This is a genomic window from Tabrizicola sp. (assembly GCF_034366665.1).
GTDB lineage: Bacteria > Pseudomonadota > Alphaproteobacteria > Rhodobacterales > Rhodobacteraceae > Tabrizicola.
In genome coordinates, this window is record NZ_JAXMMF010000092.1 from 1 (window position 1) to 19,860 (window position 19,860).

A 19,860-nucleotide genomic window follows, 5' to 3' on the forward strand; every position below is an offset into this window, starting at 1 on the left:
GAAAAGACACAGCTCGATCCGCTCGGCATGGGCCGAGAAGACGGCGAAGTTCACCCCATCGCCGGTCAGGCTTGCCCCCATCGGCCAGGGGCGGCCCGGACTGACCGCATGGCCCTGCAGCCGCGCGGGCAGCGAGACGGCCTGCGGTGTCACGCGGTCAGCCTTTCGTAAAGGCCAGCATAGGCTGTGGCGCTGGTTTCCCATCCGACCGGATGCGCCATTGCGTTGGCGCGCAGCTTGGCCCAAAGCTTCGGCTGGCGGTACAGGTCCAGAAGCTGCGCCATCGCGCGGCCAAAGGCCAAGGCATCGACCGGATGGAAGGTCACGCCGGTCGCGGCCCCCGCAGCCAGCGTCGCCGGGCTCGCCCCGATCACCGTATCCGCCAGCCCGCCGACCAGACTGACGACGGGCAGCGTGCCATAGCGCAGGCCGTACATCTGCGTCAGCCCGCAGGGCTCGAACCGGCTGGGCACAAGGACCGCATCGGCCCCGGCAAACAGCCGGTGGCTCAGCTTCTCGTCATAGCCGATCTGCACTGCGACCCGCCCGGGGAAGCGTTGGGCCAGGTCGCGCATCGCACCCTCCATCCCCGGATCACCCGAGCCAAGCACGATCAGCCCGCCGCCACCGACGATGAAATCGGGGATCACCTGCGGCAGAAGGTCGATGCCTTTCTGGTCGGTCAGGCGGCTGACGACGATGGCAAGCGGCCCCGGCACCTCCAGCCCGAACTCCTCGCACAGCTTGGCGCGGCAGGCGGCCTTTCCGGCCAGCGCCTTTGGCCCGAACGGAGGGTCCTCGGCCAGCGGCGACCAGCTTTCGGTGTCCACACCGTTCAGGATGCCCGACACCACGTCCGCCCGGTTTGCGATGACGCCTTGCAGGCCCATCCCGAACTCTTCCCGCATGATCTCGGCGGCATAGCTGGGCGATACCGTGGTGATCCGGTCCGCCGTCACCAGCCCGGCCTTCAGGGTCGAGATGCCGCCATAATACTCCAGCGCATCGGCGTGAAACGCGTGCCCCGGCAGGCGCAGGATGCCCAGCATGTGGCCTGGCGCCCAGCCCTGGAAGGCGATGTTGTGGATCGTGATGACCGACTTGCAGCCGCCGTTGCCGTGGTAGGCAAGGTAAGCCGGAGCCAGCCCCGCCTGCCAGTCATGCGCATGCAGAACATCGGGCTTCCAGTCCGCAAGTCCCTCCCGCGCGATCCGGGCTGCGACCCAGGACAGCGCGGCAAAGCGGATCGCGTTGTCGGGGTGCTCGCCCGTCGGGCCGGAATAGGGCCCGCCCGCCCGGTCATAAAGATGTGGTGCGTCCAGCAGCAGAAGCGGCACGCCTGCTTCCTGCCCCGCCAGCACGCGGCCCGTGCCGCCCCAGAGGTCCGGCTCCTCCCAGACGACCGGCCAGTCCTGCGCCCGGTCGCGCAAAGTGCGGTAGGCCGGCAGCAGCACCCGCATGTCCCAGCCCGTCCCCGACAGCGCCCGGGGCAATGCGCCCACAACGTCCGCCAGCCCCCCGGTCTTCACCAGGGGCACGCATTCCGAGGCCACCGACAGAACCCGACCGCCCATTCGCCTTGCCTTTCCGTAACTTCCCGCCCGGAGTTAACGTGAACCCCGGGCAAGGTCCAGTCGTTCAGCCAAGCGCCTTGGCGCGCGCGTCCAGCATGTCCTGGGTGATCAGCACGATTCCGCCTTCCGACCGCCGGAACCACTTGCCGTCTTCCTCCGGGTCCTCGCCGATCACCAGACCTTCGGGGATGATCACCCCACGGTCGATCACGCAGTTCTTCAGCTGCGCCTTGCGGTTCACCGTCACCTGCGGCAGCGCCACCACATATTCCAGGCTGGAATAGCTGTGTGTCCGGCATCCGGTGAACAGAAGGCTGTTCGACACCGCCGAGCCCGAAACGATGCAATCCCCGCTGACCAGAGACGACACCGCCGACCCGCGCCGCCCATCCTCGTCATGGATGAACTTCGCAGGCGGCACGATCTCGGCATAGGTCCAGATCGGCCAGGCGCTGTCATAGAGGTCCAGTTTGGGGACGAAATCGGTCAGGTCGACGTTGGCCTGCCAGAAAGCGTCAATGGTCCCCACGTCGCGCCAGTAGGGTTCGGTCTCCAGCCCGCTCATCACGCAGCTGTCCGAGAACTTGTGCGCCACGGCCTTGCCGTTCTTGACGATGTTCGGGATCAGGTCAAAGCCGAAATCATGGGTCGAACTGTCATCCTGCATGTCGCGGATCAGAAGGTCGCGCAGGAAGGTCCAGTCGAAGACATAGATGCCCATGCTGGCCAGGGCGTGGTCCGGATCGCCGGGGATCGACGGCGGGTCCTTCGGCTTTTCCAGGAAATCGGTGATCCGCATCGTGTCGTCGACATGCATCACGCCGAAGGCCTTCGCCTCCATGCGGGGCACAGTGAGGCAGCCGATGGTCACGTCCGCGGCCTGCTCGACATGCTGGCGCAGCATCACCTCATAGTCCATCTTGTAGATGTGGTCGCCCGCCAGGACGATCACATACTTGATGCCGTAGCTGTCGATGATGTCGATGTTCTGCGCGATGGCATCCGCCGTTCCGCGGTACCAGTTGACCTCGTCCATCCGCTGCGACGCGGGCAGGATGTCCAGGTATTCGTTCCGCTCGGCCCGGAAAAAGCCCCAGCCGCGCTGGACGTGGCGGATCAGGGAGTGCGCCTTGTACTGGGTCGCAATCGCCATCTTCCGGATGCCCGAGTTCAGCGCATTCGACAGCGCAAAGTCGATGATCCGGGTCTTGCCACCAAAGTAGACCGCCGGTTTCGCCCTCCGATCGGTCAGCTCTTTCAAGCGGCTCCCGCGCCCGCCTGCCAGGACGAACGCCATGGCCTGGCTCGACAGGCGCTGGTTCGGTCTTGCCTTCATCACACTTTCCCTCCCCCAAGGCGGTTTGACCCGCCAAACTTCAGTCCTGTTGCAGATAGAGTGCCGACAGCGGCGGCAGTGTGACAAGCGCCGATTGCGTCTGGCCATGCCAGGGCGTCTTTTCCGTGGTCACCCCTCCCAGGTTGCCACGATTGCCCCCGCCATAGACCTCGGCGTCGGTGTTCAGGATTTCATGCCATTTGCCTGCAGCGGGCAGACCCAGCCGATAGGTCCGCTCGACCGGGGTCATGTTGACCACGGCCACGACCTGCCGGTCGTCGTCGTTCCCCTTGCGGACCCAAGCGAAGACGCCAGCCTCGGCGTCGTTCGATTCGATCCAGGCAAAGCCCTCGGGCCGGGTGTCGTTCACATGTAGCGCGCGCGTGTCGCGGTAGACCCGGTTCAGGTCGCGCACCAGCCGCTGCATTCCCTTATGTTCCGCAATTTCAAGCTGATGCCAGTCGAGGCTCTGGTTGTGGTTCCACTCCGCGCCTTGCGCGAACTCCTGCCCCATGAACAGAAGCTTCTTGCCCGGGTGCGCCCACATGAACCCGTAATAGGCGCGCAGGTTGGCGAACTTTTCCCACGCCGTTCCCGGCATTTTCGACAGCATCGACCCCTTGCCGTGCACCACTTCGTCATGACTGATCGGCAGGATGTAGTTTTCCGACCAGGCGTAGACCATGCCGAAGGTCATCTGGTGGTGGTGATACCTCCGGTACAGCGGGTCCTTCTGCATGTAACTGAGGGTGTCGTTCATCCACCCCATGTTCCACTTGAACCCGAAGCCAAGTCCCCCCCAGTTCGCAGGCCGCGACACGCCGGGAAACGCCGTCGATTCCTCGGCAATCGTCATGATTCCAGGCACTTCACCGTAAGCGGTGATGTTCGTGGTCCTCAGAACGTCAATCGCCTCATAATTCTCGCGGCCGCCGTCCTTGTTCGGGACCCATTCGCCGTGCTTGCGGGAATAGTCGCGATACAGCATCGAGGCCACAGCATCGACGCGCAACCCGTCGATGTGGTATTCCTCCAGCCAATACAAGGCGTTGCTGACCAGGTAGTTCTTCACCTCGACCCGGCCATAGTTGTAGATCAGCGTGTTCCAGTCCTGATGAAACCCCTCACGCGGGTCGGCGTGTTCGTAAAGCGCAGTGCCGTCGAACCGGCCAAGGCCATGCGCGTCGGTCGGGAAATGCCCCGGCACCCAGTCCAGGATCACCCCAAGCCCCTTGCGGTGCGCGGCGTCCACGAAAGCACGGAATTCCTCGGGCGTGCCATGCCGGATCGTGGGGGCGAACATGCCGACCGGCTGGTATCCCCATGATCCGTCGAAGGGAAACTCGCTAACCGGCAGGCACTCGATATGGGTAAAGCCCATGTCGGCGGCGTAGTCCACCAACTGCTCGGCCAGTTCCAGATAGCTGAGCATCCGGTCGCCCGGCGCGCGCCGCCAGGACCCCAGATGCACCTCGTAGACGCTGATCGGCGCGTCGATGGTGTGCGCTGCAGCCCGGGTTTCCATCCAGGCCCCATCGTGCCATTCGCCACGAATTGTCCTGACTACAGAAGCATTTGCGGGCGGATGTTCAGACCCGAACCCGACCGGATCGGCCTTCAGCGGCAACACCGCGCCACCCGGCCCCTTGATCTCGTACTTGTAGGTCGCACCCTCGCCCAGGCCGGGGATGAAGATCTCCCACACGCCCGTCGCCCCGCGACGCCGCATCGGGTTGCGCCTCCCGTCCCAGACGTTGAAATCGCCGACCACGCTGACCCGTTCGGCGTTCGGCGCCCAGACGGCGAAATGCACGCCCGCCACGCCCTCATGCGTCATCACATGCGCGCCAAGCGCCTGCCATAACCGGCGGTGAGTGCCCTCGCCAAGAAGGTACTCATCCATCTCGCCAAGGACGGAGCCAAAGCGATACGGGTCCTCGAATTCCCACGTCGTTCCATAACCTTGCGCGCGAAAGCTGTAGCTTGCCTTCCGCGCCATCTGATGGGTGAAGACGCCTGGAACGCCGGGATAGGGCACGGCCTCTGCCTCGGTCTTGCCAGTCAGAACCCACAGCCGCTCTGCCCCCGGCACGAAGGCGGTGATCTCCCAGCCCTTGGCCCGCTTGTGCGCGCCCAGGACCGAAAACGGGTCCCCGTGCCAGCCCCCGGCAATCGCCTCTGCCGCGCCTTGTTCGAGTGTCGTCTCAGCCATGCTTCCCCTCCCGAAAGCCTGTCGGACCCTTATAGCGCAGAGGTCGCCTGCCAGATTTCTTCCATGTAGCTGCGGATCGTGCGGTCGGACGAGAAATACCCGCTCCGCGCCGTGTTCATCGCGGCCATGCGCCACCAGCGATCCCGGTCCTGATAGGCCGTGTCGACCGCACCCTGCGCGGCGTGGTAGGCCGCAAAGTCCGCCGCAACCAGGAAGTAGTCATGGTGCCAGACGCGGTGCACCAGCCCGTGATAGCGGTCGGGTTCCTCGGGCGAGAAGCGCCCCTCGGCGATCATCTGCAGCACGTCCATCAGGGGCTGGCTGGCCTCGATGGCCTTCTTGGAATGGTCAGGGTCCTCACGGCGCTTGGCGACTTCCTCGGCCGTCAGACCAAAGAGGAAGAAGTTCTCGGCCCCCACTTCCTGCAGGATTTCCACGTTGGCGCCGTCCAGCGTGCCGATGGTCAAGGCCCCGTTCATCATGAACTTCATGTTGCCCGTTCCCGACGCCTCTTTCCCCGCCGTCGAGATCTGTTCCGACAGATCCGAGGCCGGGATCACCCGTTCGGCCATCGTGACGTTGTAGTTCGGCGGATAGAAGATCTTCAACAGATCCCCGGTCGCCGGGTCGTTGTTAACAACCTCGGCCACATCATTGATAAGCCGGATGATTTCCTTGGCGACCGCATAGCCTGGGGCCGCCTTGCCGCCGAAGATCTTCACCCTTGGCACCCAGCCGGCCTTCGGATTCGACCGCACGCGATGCCAATGCGCGATGGTTTCAAGGATGTTCAGAAGCTGGCGCTTGTATTCGTGGATGCGCTTGATCTGGACGTCGAACATCGCGTCGGGCGAGACCTGGACCCCCATCTCGCGCCCGATCCAGTTTGACAGGTTCACCTTGTTCTGCCGCTTTGCCGCGGCAAAATCGGCGCGGAAGCTGGCGTCCCCGGCCAGAGGCTCCAACCCCCGCAAGCGGTCAAGGTCGGCTTCCCAGCCCGGCCCGATGCTGTTCGTGATCAGCGTGGACAGGGGCCGGTTTGCCATCCGCAGCCAGCGCCGCGGGGTCACTCCGTTGGTCTGATTGATGATCCGCCCCGGATGCAAGCCGTTCAGTTCCGGGAAGAGGTTCTTCTTCACCAGGTCCGAATGCAACGCCGAGACGCCGTTCACCTTGTGGCTCATGATGAAGGCAAGCTCGCCCATCCGCACTTCCTGGTGCTTCACGATGCCGACGTAATGCGGCCGGTTCGGATAGGCGCGGCGGTGCCAGCTGTCGATCTTTTCGACGATCTGCATGTGGCGCGGCAGCACGTTGCCGAAGGTGAAAGTCGCCCACTTTTCAAGCGCTTCCGGCAACAAGGTGTGGTTGGTATAGCCCAGGCACGCCCGTGCGACGGTAAGCGCCTCGTCGAAGGGCAGCCCGTGGTCATCAGACAGCAGCCGGATCAGTTCCGGCCCCGCGATGGCCGGGTGGGTGTCGTTCATCTGGATCGCCACGTGCCGCGGCAATGCCCGCAGGTCGGAATGGCTGGACAAGAACCGCCGCAGGATGTCCTGCAAGGCAGCCGAGGTCAGGAAGAACTCCTGCTTCAGGCGCAACTCCTTGCCCTGATAGGTGGTGTCGTCGGGATAAAGCACGCGGGACAAGGTCCGCGCGAGCGTCTCTGGTTCCGCCGCCGCCGTGTAGTCCCCGCGGTTGAAGCGTTCGAGGTCAAAGTTCGTCGTCCCCTTCGCCCCCCAAAGCCGCAGCGTGTTGGCCCACTTGCCCTGCCAGCCCACGACCGGAGTATCAAAAGCCTCGGCCGTAACCGTTTCCTGCGGATACCAGGTGGCGCGCCCGTCGCGGGTTTCGACATGGCCCTTGAAGCCAATGGTATAGCGGCTTTCCGGCCGGGCGAATTCCCAAGGATGCGCCTGGGCGAGCCAGTTTTCCGGCGTCTCGATCTGGCGTCCCTGATCGAAGTGCTGGCGGAAAAGGCCATGTTCATAGCGGATGCCATAGCCATAGGCCGGGCAGCCCAATGTCGCCATCGATTCCATGAAACAGGCAGCCAGCCGCCCCAAGCCCCCATTCCCCAGCGCCGCGTCCGGCTCGTCGTCGATGACGACCCGGATGTCCTGCCCGAAATGCGCCATCGCCTCGGCGGCCATCTCGTAAAGCCCCAGGTTGATCGTCGCATCTTCCAGAATGCGACCGATCAGAAACTCCATCGACAGGTAGTAGACGCGCTTGCGGTCCTCGGCCCAGGTGCGGCGGGTCGAGGCGAACCAGGGCTCGACGATCTGGTCGCGGATCGCGTGGGACAGGGCCATGCGCCAGTCATGCGCGCTGGCATGCGGCGCGTCCTTGCCCACGGTAAAGGTCAGATGGCGCAGGATGCTTGCCTGCAGGATATTCGGGGTCACACTCAGATCGGTCACGGGTTTGTCCAGCAAGGTCTACTCCTGGCAAAGCCTAAGCGCCTTGGGGCGGCGGTCAAGCGGGCTTTCGGGCACGGCAGGTGGGATCGCCCCTGTTACCGCAAACATTAAGTCTGTCTAAGTGATTTAAAGCGTTTTGGAAACGTGATTCGACGATTTTTGCGGCAGATCGGCAGCGATGCCCCACTGCGCCTGCAACCCCTTGACGCGGCGGGCTGGCTCTGGACCAATCGCGGGGAGAGAGGATCTTCCATGACCAGACTTTCCGTTCCCGACATGTCCTGCAATCACTGCAAGGCAACGATTGAGGCCGCCCTTGGCTCGGTCCCCGAGACCGGCACGGTGACTGTCGACCTGACCACCCGTCAGGTCGAGGTGACAGGCCCGGCCCCGGTGGACGCGCTGATCCAGGCACTGGATCAGGCAGGCTATCCGGCCTCTGTCGCCTAAAGGCTTGGCCCCGGCCGAATCGGACTGCCATCGGAGAAGCGCGACAGGCGAAAGCGGCCCAGGTCGTGGCCGGTCGGCCGTCCCAGGACCAGATCGGCCACCACGCGCCCCATCCCCGGGCCGATGCCGAAGCCATGCCCGCTCATCCCCGTGGCGATGGTCAGGCCGGGGATCGGTGCGTGGTCGACAATGGGGACGACATCGGGAAGGCTGTCGATCATTCCCGCCCAGGCCGCCTTAAGCTTTGGTCGTCCCAGAGACGGGAAGGCTTTGGCGAAACTGTCCTGCACTTCCGCCAAGGTGCCCATGTTCGGCGCGGGGTTCAGGATGCGCTGCCTTTCGAATGGGCTTGTCGCGTCAAGCGACCAGCGGCGTGGGGTTCTCCAGGCGTCGGGAAAGCCTTTCGGGGCCGACGGGCGGAAGTGCGTGGACCGAAAATCCTTCTTTAGAACAGGCAGATAGACGCCAAGGCTGGAAAAGGCATCCCGCCCGATGAAGAAGTGGTGCCGCGCGCCGGGGGCGATGGAATAGCCCCCGTCGGCGCGGCGGCGGAAGGCAAAGTCGTCATCCGCCGCATTGCCGGGAAAGATCTCGGGCATCGGTTCGGTCGCCGCGACCGAGGCCAGCACCGAAAGCTGCGGAATACGGATGCCGAGGTTTCCCAGAAACAGCCGCGACCAGGCCCCCGCCGCGACGACCACCTGGTCGCAGGCGATCCGCCCGGCTTCGGTCACCACGCCCGCGACCTTTCCCGCCGCAAGGTCCAGCCCCCGCACCGCGCAAGCTTCGCGGATCACCACGCCCTTGTCTTCGGCCACAGCTGCCAGCGCCGGAACGGCCACCCAAGGCTCGGCCCGGGCATCGGACGCGGTGAAAAGCCCGCCTTTCCACGGTGCGACGGCGCCTTTCAGCATCTCCATCGTCTCACCGGGCAGTCAGAAGCCGCGTGTCCAGCTGATGCGCGCGCGAATGTTCGGTCCAGGCCTCGAACCCCTCGATCTCGCGGTCGGTCTTCGCCAGATACAGGACGCCGGTCTGCCTGAACCCCAGCCCGTCGCCCATCTGCGCCACCAGCTGCTTCCAGATCGACAGGCTTTCCACCATGATCGGAAGCTCGCCGGGGTCCCTGCCCTGCTGGCGCACCCAGCCCCAGTTCCGCCCCGACTGTTCGCCCGCGATCCGGCCCTTTTCGCAGACGACGACCGACAGGCCCCGCTCACGCAGGAACCAGGCCGTCATCACCCCGATGACCCCGCCGCCGATCACCACGACGTCCGTCCGGGTCGGCAACGCCCCGGCAAACCGGACCGGCGAGGCTTCGGAGATCGGAAAGCTCATCCCAGACGCTCCAGAAGTCGCTCCATGAATCGCTGCCCAGCCTGGAACTCGCTGACCTCCAGATACTCGTCCGCCTGGTGCGCCTGCGCGATGTCACCCGGCCCGATCACCACCGCCGAATAGCCTGCGTCCTGGAACTGCCCCGCCTCGGTGCCATAGGAGACGACGCCCGTCGCGTTTTCGCCGGTCAAGGCCCGCGCCAGCGCCTCGGCTGCCCCGTCAACCTCAGGCCGAAGGGGCGAGACATCGAAGAACTGCTCCAGCCGGACGCCCGCCTCGGGTCGCCGCGCCTTTAGCTTCCGGTCCAGCGCCATTGCGGCCTCGCGGAACGCCCCCGCATGGGCCTCTGGGTCGTCATCCGGCACACAGCGCATTTCCACGGCAAACCGGCAGTCCGCCGCGGTGATGTTGTCCGCCGTCCCACCCTGGATGCGCCCGACATGCAGCGTCGTGAACGGGGGATGGAACCGGCCCCCGATCGCGCCGCGCGGCCGCGCCTGGATCTCGTCGTTGTGGTCGTTGACCCAGCTGATCAGCCGCGCCGCCTCCATCACCGCCGAGACGCCTTCGGGCAGAAGCGAGGAATGGACCTCATATCCCTTCACATGCACGTTGTAGCCGGTGCCGCCCTTGTGGCCGGTGATCACCTTCATCCGCGACGGCTCGCCGATCAGCGCGATCTCGCCCTTGGGCACTACATCCTGCATCGTGCGGATCATCGGCGGCGCGCCGGTGCAGCCCACCTCCTCGTCATAGGACAGCGCCAGCTGCAACGGCCGCGCGACCCCGCGCCTTTGCGCTTCGACCACCGCCCAGACCGCCAGCGCCACATAGCCCTTCATGTCGCAGGTCCCGCGTCCGTAAAGCCGCCCGTCGCGCTCCACCACCGTCCAGGGGTCCGAGGACCACGCCTGACCCTCAACCGGCACGACGTCGGAATGCCCCGACAGCACCACCGCCCCTTCCTCCCAAGGACCCGCATGGGCGATCAGCGCCGCCTTCCGCCGGTCCTCGTTCCAGTGCCGGAAGCACTTCACCCCCTGCCCGACAAGGTAGCCCTCCAGCCAGTCGACCAGCTCCAGGTTCGATTCGCGGCTGACCGTCGGGAATTTGACCAACTGATCCAGAATCTGACGCGGCGTCAGTACGGTCATCGTGATTTCCCTTGCCAAACCTACATCTGGTGGCCAGCCTGTCGTTGAGCCGCGCCTTAGTCAATATCTGGCAGATTGATGCGAGGATCGGTCATAATGCCGGGGGAACAGGCTGGAATCGCGCCTTGAATCGGGATTGATAGAAGACCGAGAATCGTAAAGAGTTGACGACAGGATAGCGGCAAAAAGCCGTAGGGCTGAAAAATCAGCCAATAATAACAAGACCTAAGAACGTCGCGGGGAGAACTGAATGGCCGAACCGGCCGCGTCCGTCCTTGATGTCAGGGACCTGAAGACCGTTTTCCGCACCCGTGGTGGTGAAGTCCACGCGGTGAACGACGTCAGCTTCCACCTGAAGCCTGGTGAACTGCTGGGCGTCGTCGGCGAAAGCGGGTCGGGAAAGTCCGTCACGATGATGTCGCTGTTGCGGCTTCTGCCCTCTCCGCCTGCCGATATCCGGGGCGGCAAGGTGCTGCTGAACGGCCGCGACCTGCTGACCATGACGGACGAGGAACTCCGCTCGGTCCGCGGGGCAAAGATCGGTTTTGTCTTCCAGGACCCGATGACCAGCCTGAACCCGGTCTTCACGCTGGGCGACCAGATCATGGAGCCTCTGATCAAGCACCTGCGCCTGTCCAAACGGCAGGCCCAGGCCCGCGCCATCGAGCTGCTGGAACTGGTCGGCATCCCCGGCGCGTCCCAGCGGTTGCACCAGTATCCGCACCAGTTCTCCGGCGGCATGCGGCAGCGCGTGATGATCGCCATCGCACTGGCCTGCGACCCCGATGTCCTTATCGCGGATGAACCCACCACGGCGCTGGACGTCACCATCCAGGCGCAGATCCTGGAGCTGGTGAAGGAACTGCGCCAGAAGCTGGGCATGGCGATCATCTGGATCACGCATGACCTTGGCGTCATCGCCGGAATCGCCGACCGGGTGATGGTGATGTACGGCGGCCAGGTCGTGGAACATGCCCCCGTGCGTGAACTGTTCGCCAACCCGCAGCACCCCTACACCCGGGCGCTTTTGCAGACGATCCCGCGGATCTCCGGCCCGCGCACCACGCGGCTCAAGGTGATCGAGGGCCAGCCGCCGATCCTGACCGGCCCGCTGACCGCCTGCCCGTTCCGCGCCCGCTGCGAACACCGCTTCGACACCTGCGACGCCGTGAACCCGCCCCGCCGCGCCATCGACGCAGCACCCATCGGCCAGGGCCACGACGTCGCCTGCCACTGGCACGCGCCTGCGACGGCGGAGCCTGCTCATGCTTGACGCCCAACCCACGCCTTTGGTCCAGGTCCAGGACCTGAAGATGCACTTCCCGATCTACACCGGGCTGTTCCGCAGGCACACGGGCGACGTCAAGGCCGTGGATGGCGTCTCCTTTGACATCATGGCCGGGCAGACCCTGGGGCTTGTCGGCGAATCCGGGTGCGGCAAGTCCACGGTGGGCCGGGCCATGCTGCGGCTTTACGAACCCACGGCCGGGCGCGTGGTGATCGACGGCGACGACGTCGCGACCCTTTCGCCCGAGGCGTTGCGCAAGAAGCGCCCGACGATGCAGATGGTCTTTCAGGACCCGCAGGCCAGCCTTAACCCGCGCATGACCCTGGCCGAGATCGTCAGCGAACCGCTGGAGGAACACACCAGCTGGACGCGTGACCAGAAGCTGGAGCGGGTTTACGAACTCATGGATCAGGTCGGCCTCAACCGCCGCTTCGTGAACCGCTTCCCGCATGAATTCTCGGGCGGGCAGCGCCAGCGCATCGGCATCGCCCGCGCGCTTGCCCTGAAGCCCCGCTTCATCGTCTGCGACGAACCCATCGCCGCGCTGGATGTCTCGATCCAGGCGCAGGTCGTGAACCTTCTGGAAGACCTGCAGGAAAAGCTGGGCCTGACCTACCTTTTCATCAGCCACGATCTGTCGATGGTCCGCCACCTCGCGCAGCGCGTGGCCGTCATGTACCTGGGCCGTATCGCCGAGCTTTCCCCGTCCAAGGACCTATACGCCCGCCCGCTGCACCCCTATGCCGAGGCGCTGCTGTCGGCGGTGAACGAACCCGACCCGGTGCTGGCAGCGCAGCGCAAGCGCATCATCCTGAAGGGCGACGTGCCCTCGCCGGCCAACCCGCCGAAGGGCTGCAACTTCTGCACCCGTTGCCCGCGCGTCATGGACATCTGCCGGACCGTGAAGCCCGACCTCCTCGAGGTCGAACCCGGCCGCCTGGTCGCCTGCCATCTTTATACCGCCGTCGGATCAACCGGCGCGTCCGAGGCTAACGAGCGTAATCAACAAGGAGAGACCCGATGAAAATGAAAGCCGCCCTTCTGGGCGCAGTGGCCGTGCTGGGGCTTGCCCCCGCCGCCTTTGCCGAACGTGGCGCCGATGGTGAGGTGAAGCTCACCTTCCCGCAGGCCGTGTCGATCATGAACCCCTACCTGTCAGGCGGGACCAAGGACATCTACGCCGCCTCGATGGTGCTGGAGCCGCTGGCCGGCCTGACGCCCGAGGGCGAGTTGATCCCGAAACTGGTCACCGAAATCCCGACGCTGGAAAACGGCGGCATCTCGGCCGACATGACCACCATCACCTGGAAGCTGATCCCGGACCTGAAGTGGTCGGACGGTTCCGCCGTCACCGCCGATGACGCGGTCTTCACCTGGCAGTATTGCACCCACCCGGAAGGCGGCTGCAGCCAGGCGACCAAGTACGAAGGCGTGACCTCCGTCGAAGCGGTTGACCCGATGACGGTCAAGGTGACCTTCGACGGCCCGAAGGCCAATCCCTACACCGCCTTCGTTTCGGCTCTGGCACCGCTTCTGCAGAAGGCGCAGTTCGAGGCCTGCCTTGGCGCTGCTGCCCCCACCTGCACCGACGCCAACAACATGCCGATCGGCACCGGCCCGTTCAAGGTGACCGGCTTCACGGTGAACGATACCGTGACGATGGCGATGAACGAGAACTACCGTGACCCGGCCAAGCCCGCCTTCGCCTCGGCGGTGATCAAGGGCGGCGGCGACGCCGAAGGCTCGGCCCGCGCCGTGATGGAGACGGGCGAGTTCGACTACGCCTGGAACACCCAGATTCCGCCGGACAGCCAGGCCGCGATGACCGCTGCCGGCAAGGGCCAGTTCGTCGTCGCCTTCGGCACGCTTGTCGAACGGATCGAGATGAACATGACCGACCCGTCGGCCGACCTGCCGGAAGGCGAACGCGCCACCGTCAAGCACCCGCACCCGATCCTGTCTGACATCAAGGTGCGGACCGCGCTGTCGATGGCCATCGACCGGAACATCCTGGTCGAAGTCGGCTACGGCGCTGGCGGCAAGCCGACCTGCAACGTGATCCCCGGACCGGAGGCCTGGGCCTCGGACAACACCGCCTGCCTGACGCAGGACATGGAAGGCGCCAAGGCGCTGCTGGAGGAAGCGGGCTGGACCGACTCGGACGGTGACGGCATCCGCGACAAGGACGGCAAGAAACTGTCGATCCTGTACCAGACCACCGTCAACCCGATCCGCCAGGACTTCCAGGCCCTGATCAAGGATTGGTGGACGGAACTGGGCGTCGAGGTCGAGCTGAAGGCCATCGACCCGGGCGTCTTCTTCGGCGGTGACCCGGGCTCGCCCGACACCTTCCAGAAGTTCTACGCGGACGTCGAGATGTATGCCAACAACTCCGACAGCCCGGACCCGGAGACCTATCTGGCCCAGTACATGTGCGCCAAGATCCCGTCGCCCGAAACCCAGTGGCAGGGCGAGAACATCAACCGCTTCTGCGACCCGGCCTATGACGCCCTGCATGCCGAACTTGGCAGCACCACCGACGTCGCCAAGCGTCAGGAAATCGCCAAGAAGCTGAACGACATGGTGACGAAGGACAGCATGGTCGTGGTTCCGCTGGTGCACCGCGGCACGCTCTCGGCGCATTCCAACACTCTGGGCGGCGTGCAGATCAACGCCTGGGACTCGGAAATGTGGAACGCCGCGGACTGGTTCCGCGTGAAGTGACCTGATCCCCGCGGGGCCGGAGCGATCCGGCCCCGCATCTTCCTTCGCACCCCCGTTCCCAAGGCGATAGCCGCATGCTGACCTTCACGCTACGCAGGCTTCTGCTGGCCATTCCCACCTTGCTGGTCATCAGCCTGGTGATCTTCCTGCTGGTCGATCTGGCCCCCGGCTCGCCGATGTCCGAAATTCCGCTGACCGTCCCCCCGGACGTCCGCCAGAAGATGATCGAGGCGCTGGGCGCCGATCAGCCCGTGTTTTTCCGCTACATGCTCTGGCTGCGCCAGTTCTTCTGGGTGGAACCGGCCTACCTCTTCGACAGCTGGTTCGGCACCACCTGGTCCGAGGGCGAACAGCGCATCCTCTCGTGGCAGTCGCGCAGCCCGGTCTTCACCATCATCGGCCAGCGCCTGCCGCAGACCCTGATCGTGATCGGCACCGCCTACCTGGTCGGCATCCTGATCGCGCTCCCGATCGGCATCTACTCGGCCTACCGGCAATACTCGCTCTTCGACCAGGGCGGCACCCTTTTCGCGATGATCGGCTTTTCCGTCCCGACCTTCTTCTCGGGCACGCTTTTCATCATCATCTTCGCGGTCTGGCTGGGCTGGTTCCCCACGAAATACGACACCCAGCTCGAGGTCGTCGACTGGGCCACCTTCTGGGAACAGATGCGCCAGATGGCCCTGCCCGTCATGACGCTGGGCCTTGCCAACGCCGCCGCGATCAGCCGCTACATGCGATCCTCGATGCTGGACAACATGACGATGGACTATGTCCGCACCGCCCGCGCCAAGGGCATGTCGGAACGCACTGTCGTCCTGAAGCACGTCTTGCGCAATTCGCTGATCCCCGTCGTCACCGTCATCGCGCTTGGCATCCCCTCGATCTTCGGCGGCGCGATCATCACCGAGAACCTCTTTGGCGTGAACGGCATCGGTGCGGCGCTGATCGGCGCGATCCATGCCTCGGACCTGCCGATGGTCCAGACGCTTGCCTTCATCTTCGCTGTGCTCATCGTCCTTTTCAACCTGATCGCCGACATCCTGTACGGCCTTCTTGACCCCAGGATCCGCTATGACTGACGCGAGCACCACGCCCCTTAAGCCCGCCAGCCAGGCGCGCGAGATCTGGCAGCAGTTCCGCACCCACAAGGGAGCCCTGTTCGGCCTGATCGTCCTGGGGTTTCTGATCCTTGCGGTCCTGATCGGCCCCTATCTCTGGGTCCCAGAAAAACTGACGGTGGCCGAGGCGATCAAGCTGAAGAACCAGGGCCCAAGCTGGCGCTTCCCCCTTGGCACCGACCAGCTTGGCCGCGACATGCTGTCCCGGATGCTGCTGGCGGGCCGGGTGTCGCTGGCTGTGGGCCTGGTCGCGATGCTGATCGCCATCGTCTTCGGCACCTTCATCGGCATTCTCGCGGGCTACTTCCGCAGGCTTGACAGCCCGCTCATGCGGCTGACCGACATGTTCCTTGCCCTGCCGCTGATCCCGCTTCTTCTCGTCATGGTGATGCTCTTCCGTGACCGCATCGCCAGCATGATAGGGCCGGAACTGGGGGCCTTCACCCTGATCGTCTTCGCCATCGGCATCACCTCCTGGATGGCGACCGCCCGCATCGTCCGGGGCGAGGTCCTGACCCTGAAGGAACGCGAATACGTCCTGGCCGCCCGGTCGATCGGGGCAAAGCCGAACCGGATCATCCGACGCCACATCCTGCCGAACGTCGTCTCTCCGGTCATGGTCGCCGCCACTCTGGGCGTGGCCGAGGCGATCATCACCGAATCCGTGCTGTCCTTCCTCGGGCTCGGCTTCCCGCCCGACTTCCCGACCTGGGGGCGGCTTCTGTTCGACGGTCTGCAATACATGCAGGTCTACCCCGAACGCGTGGTCTGGCCCGGCCTTGCCATCTCGCTGACGGTGCTGTCGGTGAACTACATCGGCGACGGGTTGCGCGACGCCCTCGACCCCCGAATCCGCGGCCGGTAGCGCCCCCGGAAACGCTCGTCGTCGCCTTCGGCGCTCCTCGCTCCGACGAGAAGCCGAAGGCGCACGAGGAGGTGTCCCTAGTGCAGCGACTTCCGGATGCGCCGGACCATCAGCCAGACGCCCAGCACCACCACCGGCACCAACCCGGCCAACAGCGCCCCGTGGCTGATGTGCAAGGCATGCGCCGCCGGCTCCAGGAAATAGGCGGCAAGGTTCACCGCGTAGTAGCTGATCGCCACGGTCGACAACCCTTCGACCGTGCGCTGCAGCCGCAGCTGCAGGTCGGCCCGCTCGTCCATGCTCTTCAACAGCTTCTGGTTCTGCGCCGACCGTTCCACATCCACCCGCGTGCGCAAGAGTTCCGCCGCCCGCTCCGCCCGTTCCGCCATCGCGGCCAACCGGCTTTCCGACGACTTCACCGTCCGCATCGCCGGATCGTAGCGGCGCATCATGAACTCGCCGAAGGTCTGCCGCCCCTCGATCCGCGTCTCGCGCATCACCTCGATCCGCTGGTTGACGATCGCCTCATAGGCCGCCGTCGCCCCGAAGCGGAACGAAAACTGCACGGCAAGGCTTTCCAATTCCGCCGAGATCGTCAGCAGGTTGTGCAGCGCCACTTCCGGCGCAGGCTCGGCATTGTCCAGCCCCGAGACCAGCGCCGACAGCTTGGGGTCCAGCGCATTCAACCGCCCGGACAAATCGCGCGACCGCATGAGGCCCAGCATCGACATGGCCCGGTAGGTCTCGATCTCGCACAGACGCTGCACGATCCGCCCCACCCGGCGCGGGCCGGTGCCGGGCGCCACGAACACCGCAAACCGCATGTGCCCCGCCGGATCGATGCGGAAATCCCCCGCGACCACCGCCGCCCCGTCAACCACGCGGCTGACGGCAAGGCTTTCCGGCACGAACCAGTCGTCCACCTTGCGCAGAAGCTCGTCGTCCGAGGTCGGCATCGGCTCGACCCGGATCAGGACCGAGGTCAGCCGCTTGCCAGGACCCTCGGCCAGCCAGTCCTCCGGCAGCACCTCCGCTTCCGCCGGATCGAAGGGCCGCGCGGACAGCCCCTTGGTGAAGGCCGTGTAGGTCACGAATTCCGTATGGCTTTCCCACTTCAGCTCGGCCCGCCCGATCGGCCCCTGGAAATGCGTCGCCCCCGGCTGAGGATGGCCGCTGCCGTTGCGGTCCAGCAGCGACAAAAGATGCGCAAGATCCTTGCCCCGATCGCGGTTCTGCGCCTGAACCGGCTCCTTGATCGCCACGTAGACCGCGGTCGAGGGCACCTCCAGCGACGGGAAGGGCCGGGCGTGCAACTCGTTCACCGTGGCATAGCGCAGGGGATGGTCGGGGATCGGCATCATTGTCCTCAAAGGGTTCACGCCGAGAGGTAGGTCGCCGCAGCGCGGCTTTCCAGAAGAATACCGGAATACAAGGGTATGCTGCAAAGGTGTTGCCCAATCGCCGATGCGGCGCGCAGCTTGGGGGTCCTGCGCGCCGCAAAAGGCGGCGGTCCGGGGACGACCGCCACCTTGATCCGCGCGTCAGTTGTTGCGCAGGATTCGCCGCCAGGTCCGGCGTTCGTGCCGGTCGATGGCGTTGTACTTCTCGACACCGTTGGCGTCCACCTTGTCTTCGCGCGCGTCGACCTTGTCCTCGGCCACGTCCCAGCGGCCGCGGTCCACGCTTTCGTCGATGGCGTTTTCGGCCCGGTCGAGGCGGTCCTCGACCCTGTCGACCCGCCCATCCTTTGCCAGTATCGGCGAGGCCAGCATCACCACCGCAGCCACAGCCACGGCACGTCCCATCAGTCCCTCGATCATCGCACACTCCTTTGGTTGGTCGCGATGATGCCTTCACGAAAGCCCGCGCACATTCCGTCGCATTAAAACGAAAAGGCCGCCTGCAAGGCGGCCTTTCCATACCTTCAAAGGGCGTCAGATCACTCGATCATCGGCAACAGGCTGTCGAGCGACTTCTTCGCATCGCCGTAGAACATCCGCGTGTTCTCCTTGTAGAACAGCGGGTTCTCGATCCCCGAATAGCCGGTGCCCTGCCCGCGCTTGCTGACGAACACCTGCTTCGCTTTCCAGCACTCCAAGACCGGCATCCCCGCGATGGGGCTGTTCGGGTCTTCCTGAGCCGCCGGATTCACGATGTCGTTCGACCCGATGACGATGGCGACGTCGGTCTCCGGGAAGTCCTCGTTGATCTCGTCCATCTCCAGAACGATGTCGTAGGGCACCTTCGCCTCGGCCAGAAGCACGTTCATGTGGCCCGGCAGACGCCCTGCGACGGGGTGGATGGCGAAGCGCACATTCTTGCCCTTGGCGCGCAGCTTCCGGGTCAGTTCCGACACCGACTGCTGCGCCTGCGCCACCGCCATGCCATACCCTGGGATGATGATGATGCTGTCGGCATCGTTCAGCGCCGCCGCCACCCCTTCCGCGTCGATGGCGATCTGCTCGCCGGTGACTTCCATCGCCGGACCCGTGGTGCCGCCAAAGCCGCCCAGGATCACGCTGATGAACGACCGGTTCATCGCCTTGCACATGATGTAGCTCAGGATCGCACCCGAGGAACCGACCAGAGCACCGACCACGATCAAGAGGTCATTCGACAGGGAGAAGCCGATCGCCGCCGCCGCCCAGCCGGAGTAGCTGTTCAGCATCGACACCACGACCGGCATGTCCGCGCCCCCGATCCCCATGATCAGGTGATAGCCGATGAACAAGGCCGCCACCGTCATCCCGATCAGCGCCAGCGTGGACCCTGACTGCAGGTAAACCACCAGCAGCACCACCGAGATGATCGCCGCCGAGGCGTTCAGGACATGCCCCCCCGGCAGCTTCTTCGCCTTGCCGTCGACTTTCCCGGCCAGCTTGCCGAAGGCAATCACCGACCCGGTGAAGGTCACCGCACCGATGAAGACACCAAGGAAGGTCTCGACGCGCAGGATGGCGATTTCGACCCCGGACTTTTCGGCCACCTTCTGGGCAAAGCCCGTCAATGCGGCCCGGGCGGCTTCGTCCATGCCCGCGATGCCAGCCAGTTCGATATGGGTGTTGAACCCGATGAAGACCGCCGCAAGGCCGACCAGAGAGTGCATCGCCGCCACAAGCTGCGGCATCTCGGTCATCTGGACCTTTTGCGCCACATACCAGCCGATCACGCCACCAGCGGCCACCATCACCAGCGAGATCAGCCAGTTGCCTGCACCCGGGCCATACAGCGTCGCCGCCACGGCCAGGGCCATGCCGACAATGCCGTACCAGACCGCGCGCTTGGCGCTTTCCTGACCCGACAAACCGCCCAGCGACTGGATGAAAAGAACTGCCGCAACGACATAGGCAGCGGTTGTAAATCCGTATTCCATTC

At 64.9% G+C, this 19,860-nt stretch carries 14 protein-coding genes and 1 pseudogene; 6 read left to right on the forward strand and 9 right to left on the reverse strand.

Going from position 1 to position 19,860, the window contains the following annotated elements; translation table 11 throughout:
* Nucleotides 1–149: 149 nt before the first annotated feature.
* The 4 genes from glgA to U1E69_RS12155 form a co-directional block, all read right to left on the reverse strand.
* On the reverse strand, nucleotides 150–1,574 hold the full coding sequence (glgA, locus tag U1E69_RS12140; protein ID WP_322244630.1) for a glycogen synthase GlgA: 1,425 nt from the start codon (nucleotides 1,572–1,574) through the stop codon (nucleotides 150–152).
* Nucleotides 1,575–1,638: 64 nt separating this feature from the next.
* Nucleotides 1,639–2,910: a glucose-1-phosphate adenylyltransferase gene (gene glgC, locus U1E69_RS12145; protein WP_322244631.1), complete on the reverse strand. Its 1,272-nt coding sequence runs from the start codon at nucleotides 2,908–2,910 to the stop codon at nucleotides 1,639–1,641.
* Nucleotides 2,911–2,950: 40 nt separating this feature from the next.
* Nucleotides 2,951–5,122: a 1,4-alpha-glucan branching protein GlgB gene (gene glgB / locus U1E69_RS12150; protein WP_322244632.1), complete on the reverse strand. Its 2,172-nt coding sequence runs from the start codon at nucleotides 5,120–5,122 to the stop codon at nucleotides 2,951–2,953.
* Nucleotides 5,123–5,151: 29 nt separating this feature from the next.
* Entirely contained in the window at nucleotides 5,152–7,560 is a 2,409-nt protein-coding gene (locus tag U1E69_RS12155; RefSeq protein ID WP_322244633.1) for a glycogen/starch/alpha-glucan phosphorylase, read from the reverse strand.
* A gap of 237 nt (nucleotides 7,561–7,797) precedes the next feature.
* Between U1E69_RS12155 and U1E69_RS12160 the strand changes: the two genes are divergently transcribed.
* Nucleotides 7,798–7,995, forward strand: coding sequence for a heavy metal-associated domain-containing protein (locus tag U1E69_RS12160; RefSeq protein ID WP_322244634.1), 198 nt, complete (start codon nucleotides 7,798–7,800; stop codon nucleotides 7,993–7,995).
* Here U1E69_RS12160 and U1E69_RS12165 read toward each other — a convergent pair.
* Nucleotides 7,992–9,333: pseudogene (locus U1E69_RS12165) on the reverse strand (NAD(P)/FAD-dependent oxidoreductase). The gene U1E69_RS12160 and the pseudogene U1E69_RS12165 overlap by 4 nt on opposite strands.
* On the reverse strand, nucleotides 9,330–10,487 hold the full coding sequence (gene argE / locus U1E69_RS12170) for an acetylornithine deacetylase (RefSeq protein WP_322244635.1): 1,158 nt from the start codon (nucleotides 10,485–10,487) through the stop codon (nucleotides 9,330–9,332). Before argE ends, U1E69_RS12165 begins: the two are co-directional and overlap by 4 nt.
* Before the next feature lie 250 nt (nucleotides 10,488–10,737).
* On the opposite strand from argE, the gene U1E69_RS12175 reads away from it, so the two are divergent.
* The 5 genes from U1E69_RS12175 (at nucleotide 10,738) to U1E69_RS12195 (ending at nucleotide 16,485) form a co-directional block, all read left to right on the forward strand.
* The gene (locus U1E69_RS12175; RefSeq protein WP_322244636.1) at nucleotides 10,738–11,760 is read left to right on the forward strand and encodes an ABC transporter ATP-binding protein; all 1,023 of its coding nucleotides are present in this window, start codon (nucleotides 10,738–10,740) and stop codon (nucleotides 11,758–11,760) included.
* Nucleotides 11,753–12,799: a dipeptide ABC transporter ATP-binding protein gene (locus U1E69_RS12180; protein WP_322244637.1), complete on the forward strand. Its 1,047-nt coding sequence runs from the start codon at nucleotides 11,753–11,755 to the stop codon at nucleotides 12,797–12,799. The genes U1E69_RS12175 and U1E69_RS12180 overlap by 8 nt, the downstream gene beginning before the upstream one ends.
* A complete protein-coding gene (locus U1E69_RS12185; RefSeq protein ID WP_322244638.1) occupies nucleotides 12,796–14,499 on the forward strand; it encodes a peptide ABC transporter substrate-binding protein in 1,704 nt (567 codons plus the stop codon). Before U1E69_RS12180 ends, U1E69_RS12185 begins: the two co-directional genes overlap by 4 nt.
* Before the next feature lie 74 nt (nucleotides 14,500–14,573).
* Nucleotides 14,574–15,581, forward strand: coding sequence for an ABC transporter permease (locus tag U1E69_RS12190; protein WP_322244639.1), 1,008 nt, complete (start codon nucleotides 14,574–14,576; stop codon nucleotides 15,579–15,581).
* Nucleotides 15,574–16,485, forward strand: coding sequence for an ABC transporter permease (locus U1E69_RS12195; protein WP_322244640.1), 912 nt, complete (start codon nucleotides 15,574–15,576; stop codon nucleotides 16,483–16,485). Before U1E69_RS12190 ends, U1E69_RS12195 begins: the two co-directional genes overlap by 8 nt.
* A gap of 77 nt (nucleotides 16,486–16,562) precedes the next feature.
* Here U1E69_RS12195 and U1E69_RS12200 read toward each other — a convergent pair whose 3' ends face one another.
* From U1E69_RS12200 to U1E69_RS12210, 3 genes are all read right to left on the reverse strand, one after another.
* Complete coding sequence (locus U1E69_RS12200) at nucleotides 16,563–17,846, reverse strand: DUF3422 domain-containing protein (protein WP_322244641.1); 1,284 nt, start codon at nucleotides 17,844–17,846, stop codon at nucleotides 16,563–16,565.
* 180 nt (nucleotides 17,847–18,026) lie between these two features.
* A complete protein-coding gene (locus tag U1E69_RS12205; protein WP_322244642.1) occupies nucleotides 18,027–18,305 on the reverse strand; it encodes a hypothetical protein in 279 nt (92 codons plus the stop codon).
* Between the two features lie 119 nt (nucleotides 18,306–18,424).
* Nucleotides 18,425–19,858, reverse strand: coding sequence for an NAD(P)(+) transhydrogenase (Re/Si-specific) subunit beta (locus tag U1E69_RS12210; RefSeq protein WP_322244643.1), 1,434 nt, complete (start codon nucleotides 19,856–19,858; stop codon nucleotides 18,425–18,427).
* Nucleotides 19,859–19,860: the final 2 nt, after the last annotated feature.